At 41.6% G+C, this 22,799-nt stretch carries 21 protein-coding genes; 1 reads left to right on the top strand and 20 read right to left on the bottom strand.

From position 1 onward, the window contains the following. The first annotated feature begins 237 nt into the window (after positions 1-237). On the top strand, positions 238-852 hold the full coding sequence (locus tag GJU40_RS00635; RefSeq protein ID WP_154305798.1) for a YitT family protein: 615 nt from the start codon (positions 238-240) through the stop codon (positions 850-852). Between the two features lie 72 nt (positions 853-924). On the opposite strand, the gene GJU40_RS00630 is transcribed toward GJU40_RS00635, so the two are convergent. The 20 genes from GJU40_RS00630 to GJU40_RS00535 form a co-directional block, all read right to left on the bottom strand. After that, positions 925-2,160, bottom strand: coding sequence for an MFS transporter (locus GJU40_RS00630; RefSeq protein WP_154305797.1), 1,236 nt, complete (start codon positions 2,158-2,160; stop codon positions 925-927). 19 nt (positions 2,161-2,179) lie between these two features. Then, a complete protein-coding gene (locus GJU40_RS00625) occupies positions 2,180-2,680 on the bottom strand; it encodes a DUF3231 family protein (RefSeq protein WP_154305796.1) in 501 nt (166 codons plus the stop codon). A 230-nt stretch (positions 2,681-2,910) separates the two neighbouring features. Then, entirely contained in the window at positions 2,911-3,837 is a 927-nt protein-coding gene (locus GJU40_RS00620) for a dipeptidase (protein ID WP_154305795.1), read from the bottom strand. Between the two features lie 175 nt (positions 3,838-4,012). After that, positions 4,013-4,273, bottom strand: coding sequence for a stage V sporulation protein SpoVS (gene spoVS, locus GJU40_RS00615; RefSeq protein ID WP_003181955.1), 261 nt, complete (start codon positions 4,271-4,273; stop codon positions 4,013-4,015). A 189-nt stretch (positions 4,274-4,462) separates the two neighbouring features. Next, the gene (locus tag GJU40_RS00610) at positions 4,463-5,257 is read right to left on the bottom strand and encodes a TIGR00282 family metallophosphoesterase (protein ID WP_154305794.1); all 795 of its coding nucleotides are present in this window, start codon (positions 5,255-5,257) and stop codon (positions 4,463-4,465) included. A 96-nt stretch (positions 5,258-5,353) separates the two neighbouring features. Further along, positions 5,354-6,916 carry a ribonuclease Y gene (gene rny, locus GJU40_RS00605; RefSeq protein WP_154305793.1) on the bottom strand — a complete coding sequence of 521 codons (1,563 nt, stop codon included), beginning with the start codon at positions 6,914-6,916 and terminating at the stop codon, positions 5,354-5,356. Positions 6,917-7,326: 410 nt separating this feature from the next. Continuing rightward, positions 7,327-8,367: a recombinase RecA gene (recA, locus tag GJU40_RS00600; protein WP_154305792.1), complete on the bottom strand. Its 1,041-nt coding sequence runs from the start codon at positions 8,365-8,367 to the stop codon at positions 7,327-7,329. A 176-nt stretch (positions 8,368-8,543) separates the two neighbouring features. Beyond that, positions 8,544-9,791 carry a competence/damage-inducible protein A gene (locus tag GJU40_RS00595; protein ID WP_154305791.1) on the bottom strand — a complete coding sequence of 416 codons (1,248 nt, stop codon included), beginning with the start codon at positions 9,789-9,791 and terminating at the stop codon, positions 8,544-8,546. Between the two features lie 22 nt (positions 9,792-9,813). Next, a complete protein-coding gene (pgsA, locus tag GJU40_RS00590) occupies positions 9,814-10,386 on the bottom strand; it encodes a CDP-diacylglycerol--glycerol-3-phosphate 3-phosphatidyltransferase (RefSeq protein ID WP_154305790.1) in 573 nt (190 codons plus the stop codon). An 84-nt stretch (positions 10,387-10,470) separates the two neighbouring features. Further along, on the bottom strand, positions 10,471-11,370 hold the full coding sequence (locus tag GJU40_RS00585; RefSeq protein WP_154305789.1) for a helix-turn-helix domain-containing protein: 900 nt from the start codon (positions 11,368-11,370) through the stop codon (positions 10,471-10,473). Between the two features lie 18 nt (positions 11,371-11,388). Then, complete coding sequence (locus tag GJU40_RS00580) at positions 11,389-12,180, bottom strand: DUF3388 domain-containing protein (RefSeq protein WP_343031320.1); 792 nt, start codon at positions 12,178-12,180, stop codon at positions 11,389-11,391. 314 nt (positions 12,181-12,494) lie between these two features. Beyond that, positions 12,495-12,752, bottom strand: coding sequence for a DUF3243 domain-containing protein (locus GJU40_RS00575; RefSeq protein ID WP_154305788.1), 258 nt, complete (start codon positions 12,750-12,752; stop codon positions 12,495-12,497). A gap of 76 nt (positions 12,753-12,828) precedes the next feature. Further along, complete coding sequence (gene ymfI / locus GJU40_RS00570; RefSeq protein ID WP_154305787.1) at positions 12,829-13,551, bottom strand: elongation factor P 5-aminopentanone reductase; 723 nt, start codon at positions 13,549-13,551, stop codon at positions 12,829-12,831. Between the two features lie 108 nt (positions 13,552-13,659). Beyond that, a complete protein-coding gene (gene yfmH, locus GJU40_RS00565; protein ID WP_154305786.1) occupies positions 13,660-14,949 on the bottom strand; it encodes an EF-P 5-aminopentanol modification-associated protein YfmH in 1,290 nt (429 codons plus the stop codon). Further along, positions 14,946-16,223, bottom strand: coding sequence for an EF-P 5-aminopentanol modification-associated protein YfmF (gene yfmF, locus GJU40_RS00560; RefSeq protein ID WP_154305785.1), 1,278 nt, complete (start codon positions 16,221-16,223; stop codon positions 14,946-14,948). Before yfmF ends, yfmH begins: the two co-directional genes overlap by 4 nt. 430 nt (positions 16,224-16,653) lie before the next feature. After that, positions 16,654-17,901, bottom strand: coding sequence for a bacillibactin exporter BcbE (bcbE, locus tag GJU40_RS00555; protein ID WP_154305784.1), 1,248 nt, complete (start codon positions 17,899-17,901; stop codon positions 16,654-16,656). A gap of 110 nt (positions 17,902-18,011) precedes the next feature. Further along, a complete protein-coding gene (locus tag GJU40_RS00550) occupies positions 18,012-18,965 on the bottom strand; it encodes an ABC transporter permease (RefSeq protein WP_343031331.1) in 954 nt (317 codons plus the stop codon). A 6-nt stretch (positions 18,966-18,971) separates the two neighbouring features. Continuing rightward, the gene (locus tag GJU40_RS00545; RefSeq protein ID WP_154305783.1) at positions 18,972-20,018 is read right to left on the bottom strand and encodes an ABC transporter permease; all 1,047 of its coding nucleotides are present in this window, start codon (positions 20,016-20,018) and stop codon (positions 18,972-18,974) included. Then, on the bottom strand, positions 20,015-21,538 hold the full coding sequence (locus GJU40_RS00540) for an ABC transporter ATP-binding protein (protein ID WP_154305782.1): 1,524 nt from the start codon (positions 21,536-21,538) through the stop codon (positions 20,015-20,017). The genes GJU40_RS00545 and GJU40_RS00540 overlap by 4 nt, the downstream gene beginning before the upstream one ends. A gap of 160 nt (positions 21,539-21,698) precedes the next feature. Further along, positions 21,699-22,778: a BMP family lipoprotein gene (locus tag GJU40_RS00535; RefSeq protein ID WP_154305781.1), complete on the bottom strand. Its 1,080-nt coding sequence runs from the start codon at positions 22,776-22,778 to the stop codon at positions 21,699-21,701. Positions 22,779-22,799 lie beyond the last annotated feature (21 nt).

Raw genomic sequence — 22,799 nt, 5'->3', positions numbered from 1 at the left:
CGTTTAAAAAAGGTTTTTATCATGCTGCCAACTGCCATATAGAGTATTGTTTCTGACAATGAATGTTTCTGCATCTTCGCTTTTTTCTCGACCGGCATGCTTTGTTGATATGCTGGAAATGCCCGCCCTGTACTTTTATGAAAAGCACATATGTACCTCTTTCATAGGATGGACAAACCATGAATAAACTTTACTATTGAGAAATCTCTTTCTAATTATCAGAGCGGGGCTGGTGTCATGAAAGCTTTTTTAAGAAAAAACGGTTTTGTGCTTTCCGGAGGGCTTATTCAGGGAGCGGGGATGGGCATTTTTTTATTTCCACACAGCATTCCTTCCGGAGGAGCCGGAGGGCTTGCAGTATTGTTACACTATTGGTTTTCGATCAGCATGGGGTTAGCTTTGTGGATTGTTAATTTTTCTATGCTGCTGATTGCCATCAGGTATCTTGGCAATAGGTGTACTTTATGGACCATGCTTGCAGTTTCCATAACTTCCCTGGCAGTAGTGGTTTTGCAGCAATGTGTATCTCTGCCGCTGAATCATGTGTGGATAGATCTCCCGCTCGGTTCTTTATTTTTAGGGACTGGGGTTGGGCTGTTAATGAGGCAGGGCGTATCTAACGGCGGAGTCGGCGTTCTTGCACTTATCATATCCACATCGAGAAACTCTCTGCCTGGAAAGCCCTTATTTTGGATCAACAGTTGTATCTTTCTGCTCACCGCATTTATTATCAGATGGGACATTCTCTTCCTGGCCCTGCTCTCTCAATGGATTTCAACAAAAATGGTCGATGTCATCTATCGGCTGGACATGTGGTCAATAAGCAGCACTTTCTGGAGAAGGAAATCATAACATTATCAGCCAGCAGCCAAGGTCTTGTCACGTAGTTCATGTATTGTGCGGCTGCCGGCTGTTATCCTTTGCTTACATGTAATTATAGCGTAGGGGCTTTCCTTTTTTATGATGACCTTCTTTATCACCAACCCTGATCATGGTCAAACAAAGCAAGCCTACGATCAGTGTTAAAGCAGCAATCGACAGGAACATACCGGTCCTGGACCATTCGATTAAGCGAGTGAATACAGGGGGTCCGACGGCAACACCTATAAATCTTACAGATCCATATAAAGACGTAACAAATCCTCTTCTTTCCTTCCCGACAGATCCGGTAATCAAACTGTTGATGCAGGGAAGAATCAGCCCGGTTCCCACGCTGCTGATTGCCAGCACCCCGAGGAACGGAAGGAGGTTTTTTGTTAGGACTAAAGCTGAATATGATATCGTCATAAATAAAAAGCCAAGAACTATTAGCCTTTTCATCCGTGTAAAATTTTTGCCGATTTTCGCTCCCGTAATGTAGGAAGTGCTAACCATGACAAGCAGCGGGATGGCTAGAATCAGGCCTTTTGCTACACCATCAATAGCATATGTCTGTTCTATAAAATCTGATAAATAAAACAAAATGCCAAACAGTGTAAATAAACAAGTAGCACCTGCAAGATACGTGACTGACAGCCACCTGCCTTCATATTTAAAGACACTCAAAATTCCCCTGGCATATTTTCTAAATGGAGGAGGAGCCTGCTTGTGCCTCTTTTCTTTTATAAAGATCCAAGTCAGCAAGATGGATACGATACAAAAAATCGGAAATGCAAAAAACACTGCATACCAGACAACCAAGCCAAGCAAAGAGCCGATGATGGGCGAAAGTACTTTTCCAAGACCATTTGATGCTTCTACAATCCCCAGCACCCTGCTCTGCTCGCCTCCCTTAAACAAATCACCCGTTAGTGCCATGGCAATTGGAGCTGTGCCTGCCGCTCCTATTCCCTGCAAAACTCTCCCTATAAGTATCCACACATAGGGCTCTGCAAATGATGCTGAAGCGATTCCTGCCAGTATTCCGCCAATGCCGTAAATAACTAGTGCCGGAAGAATGATGATTTTCCTTGAAAAGCGGTCAGATAAATATCCTAATATGGGTATAAAGAGAGCTGCTGCTATGGAGAATACAGTGATTGTCATACTGACTTGAAGCTGAGTTATATGTAAAGCTTGCTTCATCTGGGGAAAGATCGGAATCAGCATACTGTTCCCAAGTGTCATGATGAGAGGGATGGATCCAATAGCTGCAATTGACATTCCTTTATTTTTTGCCATAAAACGAGCCTCCGGCTGATTATTTAATGTTTACAGGAGGCAATACAAGCCATCCTTTTTCCTTTTGAATTACAAGCAGCTTTTCCTCGTACTCTGCTCTCTGAACATAAAACTCTCCGAACAAAGAAGAGATGTCTTCTCTGACTGAAGAAGCTGCTGCAGCAGTTTGAAACATCTTTCCTGCCACAAGCTCCTTTTGCATCATTGCGGCAATTTCAGGATCATTGAATCTGGCACCTGCAGGAATATCTTCAACTGCTACATTCGGTCTGTCTGGAGGAGCAGGGGGAAGCCTGATCCCGCTTTCTTTAAGAATAGCTTCTACTTGCTGTGCTTCCTGTGTTACACAGTTTTCCATTACATCTTCCAAAAATATCTTAAGGGAAGGGTCTCCGCAATGATTAGAAAACACCTGCAGAGTTACAAGTAAGCACTTGCTATCGAGCAGATGTGCCCACAAATGATATACTTCCCCTGAGTGCAGCGGCTGTTCTTCCGGTTTTCCACTGAATATGGCCATCTCGGCACCTCCTGTAAATTACTTTCTCATCCTATTTTGCTTCAACTTTGTTTTCTTATGTAAAACAGGCAGAACATAGCAGAAATGGGAAACTTACAGCACATTAAAAAGAGTGAAATGCAACAAAAATAAAACCCTGCCGTTTAGCGGCAGGGTTACTGTATTAACATTTCAATGCTGCATGTAAAAACCGCATGAACATCTCAGCTTGCCTTCACAATCATCGTAAACTAAAAGATTATTTTATTCACAAAATTTTGATATAAAATTTTATGAACCACTTCAGCAGAGTAACTTTTAACTAAGGCGTTTGTGATATGATGATAATCCTGAAAGCCGCTAACATGTTCAATCGTTTCAGTAATACCGTCAAAATCCGATCCTAAACCAACAGAGTTCTCGCCGCCAAGAGACAACACATAATCGACGTGAGACAGAAGGTCTTTTACTGCAGCCCTTCTTTCAGGAGCTGTAAAAGCAGGTACAAAAGTAATTCCAATCATGCTGTTTTTTTGAACACACGCTGTAATCTGCCCGTCACGCAGATTGCGCGGGTGAGGACAGAGAGTGTAGGCATTAGAGTGAGTCGCCACTGGAAAGTCTGCTTCCTCTATCACGTCCCAGAAGCTTTTCTCATTCAAGTGAGATAAGTCTGTCCATACTTTAAGCATATTCAATTTTCGGACAGCTTCCACTCCCAGAGAGGATAATCCTGCATTTCTGCTTTCCAATGCTCCGTCAGCAAGAAGGTTTCCATTATTCCACGTAAGTCCAAAGCTTCTGACACCTAAATGATAAAAGGTTTCCAGTAAGTTGATGTTTCCTTGAAGGCAATCACAGCCCTCCAGTGTAAGAATTGCTCCTATTTCTCCGTCTTTCATTCCTTCTATGTCTTCCTTGCTTTTGATATGTACAAAACGATCATACTTTTTAAGAATTACTTCATGAAAAAGATTAATTTGCGAAAGTGCAGCAATTAATTTTTCGCTTCCTGACAGCTCTGAGGGAACAAAAACTGCAAAGCATTGGATAATGCCAAAGCTGCTGTTCTGAAGCTTCTGAATTGAGGTCTGCAGAAATGGATCCCCATATTCATCCATACCTGGATATTTCCATAGCTTATATAATAAATCACAATGGGCGTCAAAAATCTTCATCGTTACACCTCGGTTATGGTAGTGTTTAAAAGGTTAGTGGCTGCCCTGCTGGACAGATCATGTCCTTAGTGAGCATTTCTGTACAAGAAATGCAAACAGAGACAACTTAACCTGCCTTTCATTCGTTTTGGAGGAAAAAATAACCTGCTTGCTTTCGCAAACAGGTTTTATCATTTCATCGAGGCTCCACTATCAGTTTAATGGCAGTCCGCTCTTCGCCGTCTATTTGAATATCTGTAAATGCAGGAATGCAAATCAAATCGACTCCGCTGGGGGCAACAAATCCTCTTGCAATTGCCACAGCCTTGACTGCCTGGTTAAGTGCGCCAGCTCCAATCGCCTGTATTTCAGCAGCACCGCGTTCCCTTAATACACCTGCTAAAGCACCAGCAACAGAGTTTGGATTAGATTTAGCTGAAACTTTCAAAATTTCCACCTATAGCTCCCCCTTATTCTTACTGAAAATCGTTAGTATACATTGTAACAACCATTGTTAGAAAGCGTTTGAGACCCTATCCCCTATAGGTCTAAACTGTTTTTCATGTTCCCATTGATACTATATTCAGTGAAAAGGAGCAGTATTCCTGCATGTACATAGTTTTTTTCAAAAAATTACAAAAAATGTTTATTCAAAAAAGTGGTGATCATCGTTAATTAGCAGTCTTTGTATCTTTTTTGCTCTTCCAGATTGTTTATCTACCTGAATAAGCACCGCACTTAGCTGCGCTCTGCCTTCTGCAACCTCGAACCTTACAGGCAGGCTTGTGAGAAAACGTTTGATAACCATATCTTTTTCTACACCCAGTATTCCATCATAGGGTCCAGTCATGCCTGCATCGGTAATATAAGCCGTTCCTTTTTCCAGAATTCGTTCATCTGCAGTCTGAACATGGGTGTGTGTTCCGACGACTGCTGAAACTTTTCCATCCAGAAACCAGCCCATAGCTTGTTTCTCACTGGTTGCTTCTGCATGAAAATCAACAAAAATGAGCGGGGTCCTTTTTGCAGCTTCCTCAACCAATTCTTCCGCCTTACGGAAAGGACAGTCAATTGGAGCAAGAAAAGTCCGACCCTGAAGATTAATGACAGCAATTTCTTTCCCATTAGTTTTGATGTAGTGAATGCCTCTGCCCGGAGTTCCTTCCGGGAAGTTTGCAGGGCGGATCATATTCGGTGCAGAATCAATGAAATCAAAAATTTCTTTCTTATCCCAAGTGTGATTTCCCATTGTAATGATATCTGCCCCTAATTCCAATATTTCATGGTAAAGCTTTTCAGTTAATCCCTTACCATTGGCAGCATTTTCTCCATTTACGATCGTCAGGTCAGGCCTGTACTTAGATTTTAACTTTGAAAGATACTGTTTCAGCATATCTCTTCCGGGAGATCCTACAATATCTCCAACAAATAAAATGTTCATTGTCTATCCTTCCTTCTCCTATATGTAGTTCCTCTTGCATTCTAACACGTCAAGTCTACAAAAAAAAGAAAGTGGTGCAAGTCTGCACCACCCACTTTATTTTGCATATTCAACTGCACGTGTTTCTCTAATCACTGTCACTTTAATGTGTCCAGGATAGTCAAGCTCTTCTTCAATTCGTTTTCGAATGTCACGGGCAAGCCTGTGCGCCTTTAAATCATCTATGGAATCAGGCTTAACCATAATCCGAACTTCGCGTCCTGCTTGAATAGCGAAGGATTTTTCAACACCTTCATAGGATTCTGAAATTTCTTCCAGCTTTTCAAGACGGCGAATATAATTTTCAAGCGTCTCACTTCGGGCACCAGGCCGTGCTGCGGATAACGCATCAGCAGCTGCGACCAATACTGCGATGACAGAAGCAGGCTCTTTATCGCCGTGATGAGAAGCAATGCTGTTAATGACTACCGGATGCTCCTTATACTTCGTAGCAAGCTCTACGCCAATCTCAACATGGGAGCCTTCAACCTCGTGGTCAATTGCTTTACCGATGTCATGGAGAAGACCTGCACGCCTTGCTAATGTCGCATCTTCACCAAGCTCAGCTGCCATGAGGCCTGAAAGGTATGAAACCTCCATGGAGTGTTTCAGTACATTTTGACCATAGCTGGTTCTGAATTTTAAACGGCCAAGAATTTTAATGAGGTCCGGATGCAGTCCGTGAACGCCAACTTCAAAGGTTGTCTGCTCACCAACCTCACGGATATACTCGTCCACTTCACGGCGTGATTTTTCAACCATTTCTTCAATACGTGCGGGATGAATCCGTCCGTCCTGAACCAGTTTATCAAGCGCAATCCGCGCAGTTTCCCTGCGGATAGGATCAAAGCCGGACAAAATAACTGCTTCAGGTGTATCATCAATGATTAAATCAATTCCGGTAAGAGTTTCAAGCGTTCGGATATTTCTTCCTTCTCTTCCAATAATGCGGCCTTTCATCTCATCATTTGGCAAATTCACAACCGATACAGTTGTTTCAGCTACGTGGTCTGCCGCACAACGCTGGATGGCTAAAGACAGAATTTCTTTCGCCTTTTTATCCGCTTCTTCTTTTGCACGATTTTCAGTTTCTTTCAGCATGACAGCAATATCATGGGAAAGCTCTTTTTCTTCTCTATCAAGGATGATTTGTTTCGCTTCATCTCTAGTCAAGCCAGAAATACGTTCCAATTCAGCTTGCTGTCTGCGTACCATCTCTTCCATCTTGCTTTCCATGTCTTCAATATGTTGTTGTCTTTCATTCAGAGAATCTTCCTTTTTATCCAGAAGAGAATCACGTTTATTTAACGTATCATCCTTCCGATCCAAATTCTCTTCTCTTTGCAGGATGCGATTTTCCTGCTTTTGAAGCTCGTTGCGTCTCTCACGAACTTCTTGTTCAGCTTCAATTCGCAATTTGTGAATTTCGTCTTTCGCTTCTAAGAGAGCTTCTTTTTTAGCTGCTTCAGCATCGCGCCTTGCATCTTCTAGAATCTGCTCAGCAGCGTTTCTCGCTCCGGCAATCTTTGCTTCGGCAATAGACTTACGAACAAAATAGCCAACAACTACACCGACGATCAGGCCAAGCAAAACGGAGATGATTGTAGTAATGGGTTCCATCTTTCCACCTCCTCTTGCTATGAACTTTTCACTGCAGAATGAATGTCGGCATGTACATTGTTTCAGGTACTCAATATACAGCACAGGTTTGGTCATACTCTTATACATTTGCAATTTCAGTAGCCAGTTTTTTCAGACAAGCCAGGCCTGGTATTTTCATTTTAAGAATTATAACAAGTATGGACAGTATTTAGAAAATGAAACCAAGCATGAAGCTAAAACTGAAAAATCTGAGTGAACTTTTTACAGTGCTTTTTAAAAAAAGTACATATAAAAATGTAAAATATACATGTTAATTGTAAAGCTGTGGATTTTCATTGTCAAGCATATAAGAAAACCCTGACAAAAGGCATTATAAAGGCAAAAAAAAAAGAGAGGGGCATACCCCTGCTCTTTTCCACTGCTAACGATTAAAAATTCAATTCTTCCTGTTCATCATCATCGACTGGCGGCTCTGCCACTTCTTCATCAAGTCCGAATTCAGCTCGGATTTTTTTCTGAATCTCCAGACGAACTTCAGGGTTTTCTTTTAAGAACTGCTTCGCGTTCTCACGCCCTTGTCCTAAACGCTCCTCATTATAGGAATACCAGGAACCGCTTTTCTGGACGATATCAACCTCGGTACCAAGGTCAATAATCTCACCTTCCTTTGAGATTCCTTCACCGTACATAATGTCAACTTCCGCAACACGGAACGGAGGAGCAACTTTATTTTTAACGACTTTTATTTTTGTTTTATTTCCGACAATATCATTTCCTTGCTTCAACTGCTCCGCACGTCTAACCTCTAAACGGACAGAAGAGTAGAATTTAAGTGCACGGCCGCCCGGAGTTGTTTCCGGATTACCGAACATAACACCTACTTTTTCACGGATCTGGTTAATAAAGACTGCAATTGTTTTAGATTTATTGATTGCACCTGAAAGCTTACGAAGTGCCTGTGACATGAGTCGGGCTTGAAGTCCAACGTGTGCATCTCCCATTTCCCCTTCAATCTCGGCTTTAGGCACAAGGGCAGCAACAGAGTCAACAACAATAATATCTACAGCACCGCTTCGTACAAGCGCCTCTGCTATTTCAAGCGCCTGTTCGCCTGTATCCGGCTGGGAAAGAAGAAGTTCATCAATGTTAACGCCAAGTTTTTGAGCATAAACAGGGTCTAAAGCATGCTCCGCATCAATAAAAGCTGCTTGTCCCCCCTGCTGCTGTACTTCAGCAATCGCATGAAGAGCAACAGTTGTTTTACCGGAGCTTTCCGGCCCGTAAACTTCAATAATTCTTCCGCGGGGATATCCGCCGATTCCCAGTGCTGAATCAAGAGTAAGCGAACCGCTGGAAACAGTAGAAACCTTGCGATCAGTTTGTTCACCCAGTTTCATTATGGAGCCTTTTCCAAATTGTTTTTCTATTTGTTTTAACGCCATATCTAGCGCTGCCTGACGGTCAGTCATATTGTTGCCTCCTTTAATATCTCTAAATATATCATACTATGAGAACAGGTTTTTTGCAAGAAAAAAGCGAACATTCATTCGTTTTTTTCGCTTGTAATTTTTGAATATTTCCTAAAAGTGTTTTTCAATTTTCTATCTGTAAAACATCTGAAATCGTACTGATAAAAAAGTTTTGCTTAATGAGAATTTAAGAGGTTGAGCAAGTGGTGCAGACCGTATTTTACGGTTCTTTTCCTGATTCCGTCCCTTGAGCCTGCCAGCTGCAGAAAATGGGATTCTGTAGGATGATCCCTGCGTGCAATAGCCATATAAACCGTTCCTACCGGATGGCCTTCCATCATGGATGGTCCTGCAACTCCGGTAAAGCTTATGCCATAATCGCTGTTAGTGAGATTTCGGATGTTTTCCGCCATTTCAATCGCGCACTGTTCGCTGACTGCGCCGTCATTTTCGAGCGTTTTTTCTGCTACTTTTAATAGATTGGACTTTACTTCATTGGTATAGCAGACGATGCTGCCCATCAATACTTTTGAAGTGCCGCTTTCAGCAGTCAGCTGCTCCGAAAACAGTCCGCCAGTCAAGCTTTCTGCTGCTGAAATGGTCAGGTTCCTTTCCATCATTTTGTGCATAAATTCCTGTTGAAGTGTTGTATTATCGTAACCGTAAAAATATTTGCCGGCTCGTTTGTTAATCTTTTCTTCCAATTCATTCAGAAGCTGAATGGCAGCCGTTTCACTTTCATGCCTGGCTGTCAGGCGGAGAGTGACTTCGCCATTAGAGGCAAGAGGTGCAATTGTCGGGTTCTTCTGGCTGTCTATCAGGTCTTCTATGTCGGTTTCCAGCTGTGATTCACCAATGCCGAAATAACGCAGCACTCTCGAAATAATCTTTTCCTGTATGCCGAACATTTCCAGAAACCATCCCTTGCCGTAATTAAGAAACATAGGATTCATTTCACTTGGAGGCCCGGGAAGAAGCATATAATACTTATCACCCGCTGTCAGCGCCATACCGGGAGCCATACCAAATTCATTTTTCAATACATCAGCACCTTTAATAACAAGAGCCTGCTTTTTATTATTGTCGGTCATATGCCTTTTTGTTCTTGAAAAATAATCTTCAATATAAGACATAGCCTCCAGATCCGTGACAAGCTCGGTGTCCAGAATGGTGGCGATTGTATCTTTGGTAAGATCATCCTTAGTAGGTCCCAGCCCTCCGGTAAATACAATAATATTGGACCTGCTTTGTGCATTCTTTACAGCCTCTTTCAGCCTTTCAGTGTTATCTCCCACAACTGTATGATAATAAACATTAATTCCAAGCTCAGCAAGCTGCTTAGATAAAAACTGGGCATTTGTGTTAGCAATCTGGCCCAGCAGCAGCTCGGAACCTACAGCAATAATCTCTGCTTTAGTTTCCAAATAAGAAACCCCCTTATCCACTTTACTTTGATGTTAAAAAAGCCTGCTTGTTTTTTGCAAAATAGTCCCATCCGGAATAAGCTGTAAGTAATACCGCTGCCCACAGAGCAAGATCTGCGAAAGGAAAATTAATAAGCGCAAACGGCAGATTATGAAGCAGAAGTGCTGAAACAGCGATAATTTGCACCCAGGTTTTTATTTTCCCAAGCATATTGGCTGCAACGACTTCCCCCTCGCCTGCTAATATGAGACGCAGTCCAGTTACCGCAAACTCCCTGCTGATAATGAGAATAACCATCCATGAAGGAGCGAGCCCAAACTCCACAAGAATAATTAACGCAGCAGATACAAGAAGTTTATCTGCAAGAGGATCAAGAAACTTCCCAAGGTTGGTGACAAGATTAAGCTTTCTCGCATAATACCCGTCCACCCAGTCCGTAACTGAAGCAAAGATAAAAAGGAGCGCACCGATAAAATGTGCCACTGGCAGCGTTTCGCCTCCAATATTTAATTCTCCCCAGTTTTGATACATAATTACCATAAAAATAGGAATAAGCAAAATTCTAGATAGTGTAATCTTATTAGGTAAATTCATTCTATTTCCTCCACAACTTTTAATACCCCGTTCTTCATAAATGAATCTCAATATAATCAAGAAAAGTCATCTTTTAGATGACTTTTACTCTTTACTATAAATGATCTTAATATTCTGCGGCCTGGTTTTGTCTGAGCCAAGCTCAACCGGCTGGCCATTTACCTTTAAAGCGGTAGCAGCAGTGTTTCCGATTCGAACAGTAATTTCTTCTTCTGCGGAAAGATCAAACGTCTGGGGAGCCCCTTCACGGACTGTGTCACCGAAAAAGCTTGTGCCTTTGCCATTTTTCACGCCTACCCAGGTACTGTCAGTAGAAGAGATTTCAAGCTGAAACTCCTCAGTGCCAGAAAGAGTATATGTTACTGCAGTTGCTGCCGTTTCCTCAGCTGTCAGCTGCTGTTGTGCAGGTGCTTCAGCATCTTCTTCAGCACCTTCTTCATCAGCCTGTGGAGGCACAGCCTCTTCATTTTCCCCTTGTGAATCTTCAGTGTCCCCCGCAGGCTCTTCTTCTTCGTTCAAAGGTGTATATTCTGACTGTGCAGGATCATTATCCTGTTCAATCCCTGATTGATTTTGCTGATTATTATTATTGCCGCTAATGAAAAGAATATAAGCAACAATAACTGCAGCAATGACAAGGACAGCAATTAAGATTCTAGGAAGAAGTTCAATTGCTTTTGAAGCAGATTTTGGAAGTTCTTTATGTGTTTTAACACGTGAAAGCTGCTCGGGAACATCATCATTATATGTACTTGGAACTTCATTTTTATATTCTTCAAAAATCTCATCAGGATCAAGCCCGACGGCCTCACAATATTGTTTAATAAAAGCGCGGACATAAAACTTGCCCGGCATCACTGCGTAATTACCTTCCTCAATTCCAACAAGATACCTTTTCTGGATTTTTGTCAGACCTTGAAGATCATCTAAACTTAAATTTTTATCCTGTCTGGCCTGTTTCAGCCTGTTGCCTAATTCGCTCAACCGTACCACCTTCCATAGTTAAAAGTCAAATTCCGAAAAGCCTGCGGAATCAAAAAGCTGCGGCTCTTCCACATCATCATATTTGATTTCTTCGTCCGCCCCGTTTCGCAATTCGATAATATAATCAAAATCATCCATCGTATATTCTGAGTTTTGAATAAATATATCCGGATGTTCGACAACCTTTGTTGCTGACAGCCTCATAATCTCTCTGACAAGCTGCATATGACGCTCTGAACCTCTGCGGGAGGATACAATTCCATCTATAATAAATACATTATCCACACTGTATTCATCCGCAATCAGCTGGCTTCTGATGGTCTGCTTCAACAAAGTGGAGGAAACAAACAGCCATCTTTTGTTGGCACACACACTGGATGCTACTATAGATTCTGTTTTTCCCACTCTCGGCATCCCTCTGATACCAATCAGCTTATGACCTTCTTTTTTAAATAGCTCAGCCATAAAATCGACAAGCAGTCCCAGCTCGTCCCTTACAAATCGAAATGTTTTTTTATCATCTGCATCTCTCTGTATATACCTTCCGTGCCTGACTGCTAAACGATCACGCAGTTTGGGCTCTCTTAGCTTCGTCACTCTTATATGATCCATCGTTTTTAAAATAGATTCCAGCCTCAAGATCTGTTCATTGCTGGAGCATTTCAGCAGCAAACCCCGCCTGGAGTCATCGACTCCATTAATAGTAATAATATTGATGGAAAGCATTCCGAGCAAGGAAGAAATATCTCCAAGCAGCCCGGGGCGGTTTTTCTGGATTTCATACTCTAAATACCACTCTTGTGCAGGCACAGCAGCGACCTCCTTTACAGGTCTAATTCACTTATAAATTAATAATAATGCATTTCGGGACAATAAGAAAGAATAAATACATAAACAATAGCTAAGAATCTTTGAGTTTACAGCCTTTTTTGCTGCCGGTTCATATAAAAAGGAGTTAGTTTGCTGTATGAACTTCACAGGAGAGATTCTTTTCAGGCAGACTTGAAGACGCTGGAATGCTGAAAGATAAACTTCTTTAAGGCAAAACGAAGTGATGAACCTGAAGAGTACTGCGCTGAAGGTTCTCGAAGCGAGAGCAAAAAAAAGAGAGGATGCATCCTCTCCTATTTGGAACCGTTATTTTCAACAAGCTTTACCATCATATTTGCGATGGCATGCTGTTCTTCCTGTGAAGCTACACTCCAAAGATCAGCAAGCACTTTTTCTTGAGCATTTTTCGCTTCAACTTGATTAGCAAGATAATCGCCAATTTCAAAAGCTAAATTAGAAATGACACCCTCGCTCATTCCTTCATTTTCAGCGTGATGCAATCTGTCTGCTAAAAAGTTTTTCCACTCATCCCAGTTTTCTAAAACCGACATGGATATCCCTCCTTAATGAAGTTGCAGTAACGCTGTTAGTTTGTCTCTAAAACAGCGTTTTATGCACCACCATTTTTCAGGTATACCAGCCTCCGTTTACAGCAAGAATTTGTCCGGTGATATAAGAGGCTTCCGGTGATGACAAAAAGCTTACAGCATTTGCAATTTCTTCAGGTTCTGCAAATCTTCCTGCCGGTATTTCTTCTTTCAGCCCCAGCAGTTCCTCGGGTGAAAATTCTTGCAGCATGTTTGTTGCTACAGCACCTGGCGCAACGCCGTTTACCCTTATTCCACTTGGAGCAAGCTCCTTTGCAAGAGCTTTTACAAATGTATTTTGAGCACCTTTTAATGTGGAGTACATGACTTCACAGGAAGCCCCCGTCTGACCCCAGATTGAAGTCACCAAGGTAATTGTACCGCTTTTGCTTTGCACCATAGCGGGAATGAATTTTCGTGCCAGTGCAACAGGGCTTGTAAGATGCAGCTGGATCATGTTTTGGATTTTTTCCTCTGTCATATCTGTCAGCAAACCGAAATAACTGCTTCCGCTGTTCAGCACCACATGCTCTACAGGAAGCTCCAGCGTATTCCATAATGCCTCAACACCATCCGGAAGGCTTAAGTCCGCCCTTACCGGCAGGACATCTGCTCTTTCGGACAACCTGTTCTTCAGTTCCAGTATGCTTTGTTCATTGCGGTTATAATGCATATAAACACTGTAACCTTTTTCGGCAAATTGAGTTGCAATTGCCGAACCGATTCCTCCGCTTGCTCCTGTGACCAAAACTGCCTTTTTCATCTATTCCTCCAGCAATAATTGCATCATGTATTAAAAGTATAAGTAATCTTCTATATATGTTCTGTGGTAGATTCTTTAAGTCCAAAGAAAAACACCCTGAAAAGGATGTTATTGCTTCGGAAGAACCTGACAGACAGTCAGCAGGTTTTCATCAATACTTTCACTGATTGTCTGCTGTATGTGGTCTGCATTCAGCGTTTCCAGTACCGGAACGACATCAAATAAATTCATGTCATTAAAAGCGTACCTGGTAAACTGATTTGCAATATATTCTGGTGAATTTACTGCTCTCAGAAAAGATCCGATTTTTTTCTTTTTAGCCGTTTCAACAATTTCCTGATGTAAGCCGTCTTTTTTTGCTTTCAGAAGTATTTGCTGAATTTCCTCAGCGAGTTCATCCGGCCGATCTGTGTCTCCTCCGATCATTGCAAAACCGAATCCGTTTTCTTCTGTATAATCATAACTGAACGTATCATCAATCAATCCTTTTTCATATAGTGAACGGTATTGATCCGAGCTTTTTCCAAATAAGCTGTCAAGAATTAAATTCATGGAAAGCTCATGCTTCAGCAGCTTTTCCCCTGATCTGTCTGGAGATTTAGATTTCAGACCGACGAGGCATTTAGGAGTCTGGACGTTCATATGAATTTGCTGCTGCTTTTGTGAAACGCCGCCCTCAATATGAGCTTCCTTTCTATTGATAGAAGACATTTCAGCAAATTCTTTCTTAGCTTGATTATTTCTTACCTGCTGCAGCACTGCTTCCGGATCAACTGCCCCCACCACAAACAAAAGCATATTTTTCGGATGGTAAAAAGTATGATAGCATTCATACAGCAGATCGGCAGTAATGTTAGAAATAGAGTCAATTGTACCAGCAATATCTATGCTGACGGGATGCTCGCTGTACATGTTTTGAATCAGGCCAAAGTAGAGCCTCCAATCAGGATTATCGTCATACATATTGATTTCCTGCCCAATGATTCCTTTTTCTTTCTCGACAGTTTTTTCCGAGAAATAAGGCTCTTGTACAAAATCTATCAATGTTTCAAGATTTCGTTCTACATTAGCAGTACTTGAGAACAAATAAGCAGTTCTGGTAAATGACGTAAATGCATTCGCTGAAGCACCCTGCTGGCTGAATTGCTGAAATACATCTCCATCTTCTTTTTCAAATAGCTTATGCTCCAGAAAGTGGGCAATCCCGTCAGGCACTCTTGTCATGTCGGATTTCCCTAAAGGAACAAACTCATTGTCAACAGAACCATATTTAGTTGTAAACGTAGCGTACGTTTTATTAAAACCTTTTTTAGGTAGGACGTACACATCCAGCCCGTTTTCCATCTGCTCATAATAAAGCTTTTCATTCAGCTGCTGAAAATGAATCGGGTTTGTCATTGCGCATCCCCCTTAAGAAAATATATTGTATCCAGTTCTATTTTTTTAGCAGCATCAATGACTTCATCTCTTGTAACAGAGCTGATGCCATTCATCCATTCATCAAAAGTCCTGTCCGTTCCGGAAATTTCATTATGGTACAGCACCTCAATCATCCCATAGGAAGTATCTATGGTTTCAAGAAGCTGATTATTGATGACTGCTTTTGTTTGAGATAGTTCCTGGTCTGACACGTTTCCGTTCTTAATTTCTTCCATTTGTTTTTTAATAATTGTCAGAGCTTTATCATAATTTGCCTCTTCAATGCCTGACATCACCATTAATACACCTTTATGGCTTTCAACGCGGGAAGCTGCATAATAGGCAAGACTTTCTTTTTCACGAATGTTGATAAACAGTTTGGAATGTGAAAAACCGCCATAAATACCATTCAGCACTTGCAAAGCGTAATAATCGCTGTCACTGTACACAATGTTGGTGCGAAAGCCCATATTCAGCTTTCCTTGTTTCACATCCTGTTTTTCGATCACTTCATTTACTTCGCCGGCACTCACAGTTTTCTTCTCTGCCATGCTTTTTGAAGACATATGATCATGTATGAAAAAGTATTTTTTAGCGTACTCGGCTGCTTCCTCGTCTTTTACATCTCCGACAATGTACAAATCAATTTTATCTTCCTTCAAAATTCGTGAATAGTATTCGTAGAGAGACTGGGGTGTGATTTGGTCTATAGCGTCAACTTCCCCATTAACATGCAGGGCATAAGGTTCATTTTTAAACATTTCCTGAACAAGCCTTAAATTTGAATATCTCATTTTATCATCATAAACTGCTTGAATTCGCTGTTTTAAAGTCCTTTTTTCCTGATTTACAATAGTTTCAGAAAAACGGCCGTTCTCCACAAGCGGTTTCAGCAGAATTTGTGAAAGCAGCTGCATCCCTTTTTCAAGCAGGGGTTCACTATCCTTTAAGTAATGTTCGTTTGCTATCTCCATTCTAAAAGTGATAATATGCTTTTCTCCTTTTTTGGACAAGTCCACATGAAGGGTTGCACCGTATAGCTCATCCAGATATCTTCGTAATTCTGTTGTGGAAGGAAAATCTGCCGCAGCCCTTTGCAGGACATGTGGCAAAAGGGCACGCAGTGTGACATCTTCTTTGTTCAGGGGTGCTGACAGACGGAGTACAATTGTATTTGTTTTAAACTTTTCGGTTGAAATACTGTGAATTTTCACTCCATTATGTTCTACTGTGTTTTCATTTATAAGACTCATACATAACCTCCTCGTTATAAAACAACATCATACTTAGTTTTGCCACTTTTATATATATACCTATACCTTTATCCTAGCAATTATATCAACTGCAGGGTATTTTAGGAAACTTTGTGCTTCATGGCTTCTTTAAAATTTATGAAGTATCGTGCGGTTAACAATTTTTACGCTGCCCGTTAGAACGGAGGGAGTACTGCAGGACCTCTCTTACTTACGAGAATAATCTAACTGGATTGAAGTCAGCGGTTCTCAAATAGCGAAGCGGAGTGAGCGCACAGGACCTGCATTTTCAGGTTGTTTCCATAAAGTTTTTCTTATCTCCTAAGAAACAGCCGCTATTGATCAATAAGAAGAAACGCTCAGAGTTACAACTTTTCTGAGCGTTTCATTGCATATCTTATTGTAATTTTTCTTATTTATTTAGTCGATGCTAGGTTGGGTTCAGCAGGTGTTCCCCTTTATTCTTTTTGTCTTTTTCTTCTTCCTCTTTGCCCGGCGGCCTGATAAAAAAGAGAACCAGGACGAAGGCGAGTAAACTTGTCCCGCCGGATACATAGTAAATCATATGGTCGCCTTTTCCCATTAAAAACGCATACGTGGGAGGCCCTGCTGCAACACCAATAAATCTCATTGCACTGTAAAACGATGTAATCGTACCTCTTTGTTCTTTTTCAATTCCTTCTGTAATCAGGGCATCCAGGCAAGGAAGCGATACGCCAATGCCAATTCCGCTGAGTACTAAAAAAGACAGTAGAAAGAGAAATTCATGCTGAAATCTAATTGCAACAAAAGATACTGCAAGAAGCCCCATTCCGCCAAGCGTAACCATTTTCATTAAATGTTTGTTATTTCCAATCTTTTTGCCCGAAACATAGGAGCTGATTGATAAAGCCAAAAGCGGGATAGCCAAAAGCAAGCCTTTAGTCACTCCGTTAATGTGATAATTTTTCTCCAGCGTATCTGAGAGGTAAAATAAAACACCAAACAGTACAAACATAATAATACAGCCCACTGCAAAGATCGTATAAAGCCAGCGTCCGCTGCTCTTAAACACTTTTCCCACTTGATGGAAAAATTCCTTGATTGATTGCTTTTCCTTTTTCTTTTTAGGCGATTTAACCAGGAAGAAAACGAGCAGTACGCTCACCAGGCTGAAAAATGGAATAAACCAGAATGGCAAAAACCAAATAAACGTAGCAAGGAAAGCTCCGATAATCGGACTTAGTACTTTACCTCCTGTATTCGCGGTTTCTGTAAGACCAAGTCCAGCGCTGATCTCTTCATCCTTTTCAAACATATCCCCAATCAGCGGGATTACAACAGGTGCAGCTCCTGCAGATCCAATTCCCTGCAAGACTCTGCCAAAGATAATCCACATAAACGGATCATTTATTTTCCAGGAAGCCCATGCTGACACTGCTCCCCCTAAACCAGCAATGATCAGGCAAGGGACCATTACAAGCTTTCTTCCCAACCGGTCAGAAAGGTAACCTGCAATAGGAATCAAAATGATTGCTACTATGGAGTATACCGTGATAATTAATGATACTTGAAAAGAGCTGATGCCGAGTTCTTTTTCTATAGAAGGAAGAACCGGAATTAACATGGAGTTCCCAAGTGTCATGACAAGCGGAACTGATGATAATGCAAGCAGATCTAATTTTTTCTTTTGTCCCATATCCGTCACCTTTTGCCGTATTTTAGGTTTACTTTTTAAATTGTTCCTTTAACGTTGATATCCTATACGGCCAAAAAGAAAAAGCTGTTCTTTTCAGAACAGCTTTGGATTTATCTTTTTCCTTTTATATATGGAGTTCCTAGAGCTTTTGGTGAATCTGCACGCCCGATAAATCCAGTTAAAGCGAGAATCGTCAATACATAAGGAGTGATCAGCAGGTACACTGATGGAACGTCTTTTAATAAGGGTATAGAGCCTCCAATGATGCTGAGCCCCTGTGCAAGACCAAAAAACAGTGCTGCCCCCATAGCTCCAAGCGGATGCCATTTACCAAATATCAAAGCGGCCAATGCCATAAATCCTTGTCCGCTGATCGTAGCATGGCTGAAATCCCTTGAAATGATTGTAGCGTATACCCCGCCGCCTACTCCTGCGAGAGCACCGCTCAACATCACTCCGATATACCTCATTCTGGTCACATTAATCCCCATCGTGTCTGCAGCCATTGGATGCTCACCAACGGAGCGGAGGCGCAATCCAAATGGTGTTTTATAAATGACATACCATGATGCTACCGCTGTCAAAATAGCTAAATAAGAAGTAATGTAGCCTCCTGAAAAAAACAGGGGACCAATCACTGGGATATCACTGAGAAAAGGAACATCAAATTTATTAAAGCTGACAGAAATACGGTCAGTTTGCCCTTTTTCGTAAATGTTCTTTACTAGAAACAAAGTCAGGCCAAGAGCCAGGAAGTTAATGGCTACTCCGCTGACAACCTGGTCCGCGCGGAAAGTAATTGTTGCTAGCGCATGCAGCAAGGAAAACACTGCGGCTGCAGCCATAGCGGCCAGGATGGACAGCCATGGGGTTGCATTGCCGAACGTATCAGCAAAAGTTAAGTTGAAAACAATTCCCACGAATGCTCCAATTACCATTAATCCTTCCAAGCCTATATTAACAACACCGGAACGTTCACTGAAAACCCCTCCAAGTGCAGCAAAAATAAGTGGAGCTGCAACAAACAGTGCTGTAGGAATGATGATTTCTAACGCTTGAAGAATACCCACTTATTTCCCCTCCTTTTTAAAGCGAAGCAGCAGCCAGCGGATAAAGTAGCTCGAAGCAACGAAGAAAATAATCAATGCAATCACAATTTCAACCAGCTCGTTTGGAACACCAGCTTCAGAAGGCATATTCAAAGCCCCGACTTTCAGACCGCCAAACAGAAAAGCTGCAAAAATAATGCCAATCGCTGAATTCGCTCCAAGAAGAGCTACTGCGATTCCATCAAAGCCGATACCGGTAAAGCCGCCTTTTATGGAAGCATACTCAAATGTTCCGAGGCCTTCCATAGCTCCGGCAACACCTGCAAAAGCACCTGAAATAACCATTGAAAGAACAATATTGCGGTTAACGTTCATTCCGGCATAATGCGCTGCTTCCTGATTAAAGCCCACTGACCGAAGTTCGTATCCCTTAGTTGTTTTTTCAAGAAGGAACCACATAATAAACACAGCTGCCAGCGCTATAAAAATTCCGTAATGCATTCTGGAATAGTCAGTCATGCTCTCAAACGTTTCTGACCGGAGAGAAGCACTGGAAAAGATTTTGTCAGATCTGTCTCCGTTGTCAGAAAGAACAGTTCTGATCATGTAGTTTGTTACATGCAGAGCGATATAGTTCATCATGATCGTAACGATGACTTCATGTACTTTAAAGCGCGCTTTTAAGAAACCGGGAATAAATCCCCACAGTGCCCCGGCAATAGCTGCTGCCAATATGGCAAGCGGAAGGTGAATAAGCTTTGGCAGCTCAAAAGCAACTCCAACCCACACTGCGGCAAACCATCCTACCAGAACCTGTCCCTCTACTCCAATATTGAATAAACCAGTTCTAAAGGCAAAAGCGACAGCAAGTCCTGTTAAGATATAAGGGGTAAACTGGCGGATCGTTTCACCTATATAATAAGACTCGCCGAAAATTCCGTACCACAGGGCGCTGTATCCAGCTACAGGATCATAGCCGCTGACCAGCATAATCACTGCTCCACAAAGCAGTCCAAGAAGTACAGAAACTATAGGAATCAGTAAATGTAAATAACGATGTAAACTCATGTTGCAGCACCTGCCTTCCTGCTGCCTGCCATTAGCAAGCCCAGTTCTTGTTCTGTTGTTTCTTTCGGGTCTACAACCGCTATAATCTGTCCTTCGTAGATGACAGCAATCCGGTCACTGACATTTAAAATTTCATCAAGTTCAAAAGAAAGAAGCAAAACTGCTTTTCCTTGATCTCTCTGCTCAATCAGTCTGCGATGAATAAATTCTATCGCTCCCACATCCAGTCCTCTTGTAGGCTGAGCTGCAATCAATAAATCAGGATTTCGGTCTACTTCCCGGCCGATGATCGCTTTTTGCTGATTTCCGCCCGATAAAGCTCTGGCAAGTGTGGAAGTACTAGGTGTTCTCACATCAAATTCCTTTATGAGTGATGTTGCTTTACTATATATTTCCTTGAAGTTTAGAACACCCCTATTGGAGTTAGGCTTTTGATAATAGGTTTGAAGCACCATGTTTTCCCCAATAGGAAAATCAAGTACGAGACCATGTTTATGGCGGTCTTGAGGGATATGGCCCAATCCGGATTCTGTAATCTTTCTCGGAGGAAGATTTTGAATGTTTTTGCCATTCAATGAAATGCTGCCTGATTCAATTTTCCTAAGTCCCGTAATTGCCTCAATTAACTCGGACTGTCCGTTTCCATCTACGCCGGCTATGCCGACAATTTCACCTGCTCTGACAGAAAGATTAAGAGAATTTACAGCTGTGACATTTCTTGCGTCTTTTACTGTTAATCCTTGAATATTCAGTACATTTTCCTTAGGATTTGCTGACGTTTTTTCAGTAGTAAACAGGACTTCCCTGCCAACCATTAATGAAGCGAGTTCATTTGGATTGGTTTCTGACACATTTACCGTCCCTATCCCAGCACCCTTTCGAATGACGGTAACTCTGTCACATACCTCCATGATTTCTTTTAATTTGTGCGTGATAAGAATAATGGACTTTCCTTCTTTAATAAGGGTTTTCATTATTTGAACAAGTTCTTTAATTTCCTGAGGAGTCAATACTGCCGTAGGTTCATCAAAGATTAAAATTTCTGCCCCCCTGTACAGGGTTTTTAGTATTTCAACCCGCTGCTGCATACCAACTGAAATATCGGCTATTTTAGCTGACGGATCTACGGAAAGTCCGTATTTTTCAGAAATATCTTTCACCAGCTTTTCTGCATGCTTCATGTCAATTTTACCTGCTTTTTGTGGTTCGTTACCTAAAATAATGTTTTCGGTAACAGTAAAAGTGTTGACAAGCATGAAATGTTGGTGTACCATACCTATTCCAAGATCGTTAGCGATATTGGGGTTTGTTATGCTTACCGGATTTCCCTTTACTCGAATTTCTCCACGCTCAGGCTGATATAAACCAAACAGAACGTTCATAAGCGTTGATTTACCTGCCCCGTTTTCCCCGAGCAGCGCATGTATTTCACCTGGTTTTACCTGAAGTGTAATGTTGTCATTTGCAACAATGCCGGGAAATTCCTTTCTGATATTGAGCATTTCAATTACGTATTCCAAAGGGGTTCACTCCTTTTAATAGAGAGTATTAGGGTAATTTGCTGAAAAATCATCACCTAAGAATCTACAAATCTAGTCTTATAGACTCTTAATCAATGATTTTTTTCGTAAGAAAAAGGCTAGATATATATTCTAGCCTTGATCCTAGAATTCATGCTGATTATTTTTTAGTTGGAACTTCAATTTCACCGCTGGAGATTTTTTGTTTGTAATCTTCAACAGATTTGATGATTTCTTCTGAAAGGTGTTCTGTAGATGGTGCAATTCCGATTGCATCTTCTTCCAAGCCGTATTCAATAATTTCTCCGCCAGGGAAGTTGCCGTCTTTTGCTTTTTCAGCAAGGTCTTTTACTGCTACGTCAACACGTTTTACCATTGAAGTAAGTGTAATGTTAAAATCTTCGCCGTCTTTCGTTTTGCCGTTACCTTCTTCATGCTGATCTTTGTCTACTCCGATTACCCAAAGCTCACGCTCAGGATCAGCAACTTTAAGATCGATAGCTTCTGAGAATACTCCGTTTCCAGTGCCGCCTGCTGCATGGTAAATGATGTCCGCACCAGATTTATACATACTGGAAGCAATCGCTTTACCTAAATCTGCTTTATCAAAAGCGCCAGCATACTGGACATCGATTGTTGCATCAGGATTTACAGCCTTAACGCCTTCGATGAACCCTACTTCGAATTTAGTGATAAGATCAGATTCCATACCGCCAACAAAACCAACTTTGTTAGTTTTAGTAGTCAATCCTGCAACCACTCCTACAAGGAATGATCCTTGGTGCTCTTTAAAGTTGATGCTGGCTACGTTAGGCTGCTCAACTACGCTATCTACAATAGCAAACTTAGATTCTTTCTGCTGCTGTGCGATTTCTTCAACAGCTCCCTGAAGCTGGTAGCCGATTCCGTAGATAAGGTCGAAATTTTTACGTGCAAGTGTATTCAGGTTTGTTGCGTAGTCTGCATCACTGGCAGATTGAAGATAATCATAGCCTTTGCTTCCTTTTTCAAGGCTGTTGTCATCACCGTAAGCTTTTAGTCCTTCCCAAGCAGACTGGTTGAAGGATTTGTCATCAACGCCGCCAACATCTGTAACCATCGCTACTGTAAACGCTTTGTCTCCTTCTTCTCCGCTGCCGGAAGTACTGCCGGAAGTATTGTTAGAATTTCCGCCGCAGGCTCCTAAAATTGATCCTGCCGCAAGCATTAATGTAAGTGCTAAACCCATTTTCTTTTTCATTATTTTCTTAACCCCCGATTA

It is taken from the genome of Metabacillus lacus (assembly GCF_009674805.1).
In the GTDB taxonomy this organism is placed as follows: domain Bacteria; phylum Bacillota; class Bacilli; order Bacillales; family Bacillaceae; genus Metabacillus_C; species Metabacillus_C lacus.
This window is presented reverse-complemented; position numbering and strand designations above follow the sequence as displayed.

Excerpts from the sequence above, each read along its gene's own strand:
- GJU40_RS00635 (WP_154305798.1), top strand. The coding sequence starts at position 238 with ATGAAAGCTTTTTTAAGAAAAAACGGTTTTGTGCTTTCCGGAGGGCTT.
- GJU40_RS00630 (WP_154305797.1), bottom strand. The coding sequence starts at position 2,160 with ATGGCAAAAAATAAAGGAATGTCAATTGCAGCTATTGGATCCATCCCT.
- GJU40_RS00625 (WP_154305796.1), bottom strand. The coding sequence starts at position 2,680 with ATGGCCATATTCAGTGGAAAACCGGAAGAACAGCCGCTGCACTCAGGG.
- GJU40_RS00620 (WP_154305795.1), bottom strand. The coding sequence starts at position 3,837 with ATGAAGATTTTTGACGCCCATTGTGATTTATTATATAAGCTATGGAAA.
- GJU40_RS00610 (WP_154305794.1), bottom strand. The coding sequence starts at position 5,257 with ATGAACATTTTATTTGTTGGAGATATTGTAGGATCTCCCGGAAGAGAT.
- rny (WP_154305793.1), bottom strand. The coding sequence starts at position 6,916 with ATGGAACCCATTACTACAATCATCTCCGTTTTGCTTGGCCTGATCGTC.
- recA (WP_154305792.1), bottom strand. The coding sequence starts at position 8,367 with ATGACTGACCGTCAGGCAGCGCTAGATATGGCGTTAAAACAAATAGAA.
- pgsA (WP_154305790.1), bottom strand. The coding sequence starts at position 10,386 with ATGAATTTACCTAATAAGATTACACTATCTAGAATTTTGCTTATTCCT.
- GJU40_RS00575 (WP_154305788.1), bottom strand. The coding sequence starts at position 12,752 with ATGTCGGTTTTAGAAAACTGGGATGAGTGGAAAAACTTTTTAGCAGAC.
- ymfI (WP_154305787.1), bottom strand. The coding sequence starts at position 13,551 with ATGAAAAAGGCAGTTTTGGTCACAGGAGCAAGCGGAGGAATCGGTTCG.
- yfmH (WP_154305786.1), bottom strand. The coding sequence starts at position 14,949 with ATGACAAACCCGATTCATTTTCAGCAGCTGAATGAAAAGCTTTATTAT.
- yfmF (WP_154305785.1), bottom strand. The coding sequence starts at position 16,223 with ATGAGTCTTATAAATGAAAACACAGTAGAACATAATGGAGTGAAAATT.
- bcbE (WP_154305784.1), bottom strand. The coding sequence starts at position 17,901 with ATGGGACAAAAGAAAAAATTAGATCTGCTTGCATTATCATCAGTTCCG.
- GJU40_RS00545 (WP_154305783.1), bottom strand. The coding sequence starts at position 20,018 with ATGAGTTTACATCGTTATTTACATTTACTGATTCCTATAGTTTCTGTA.
- GJU40_RS00535 (WP_154305781.1), bottom strand. The coding sequence starts at position 22,778 with ATGAAAAAGAAAATGGGTTTAGCACTTACATTAATGCTTGCGGCAGGA.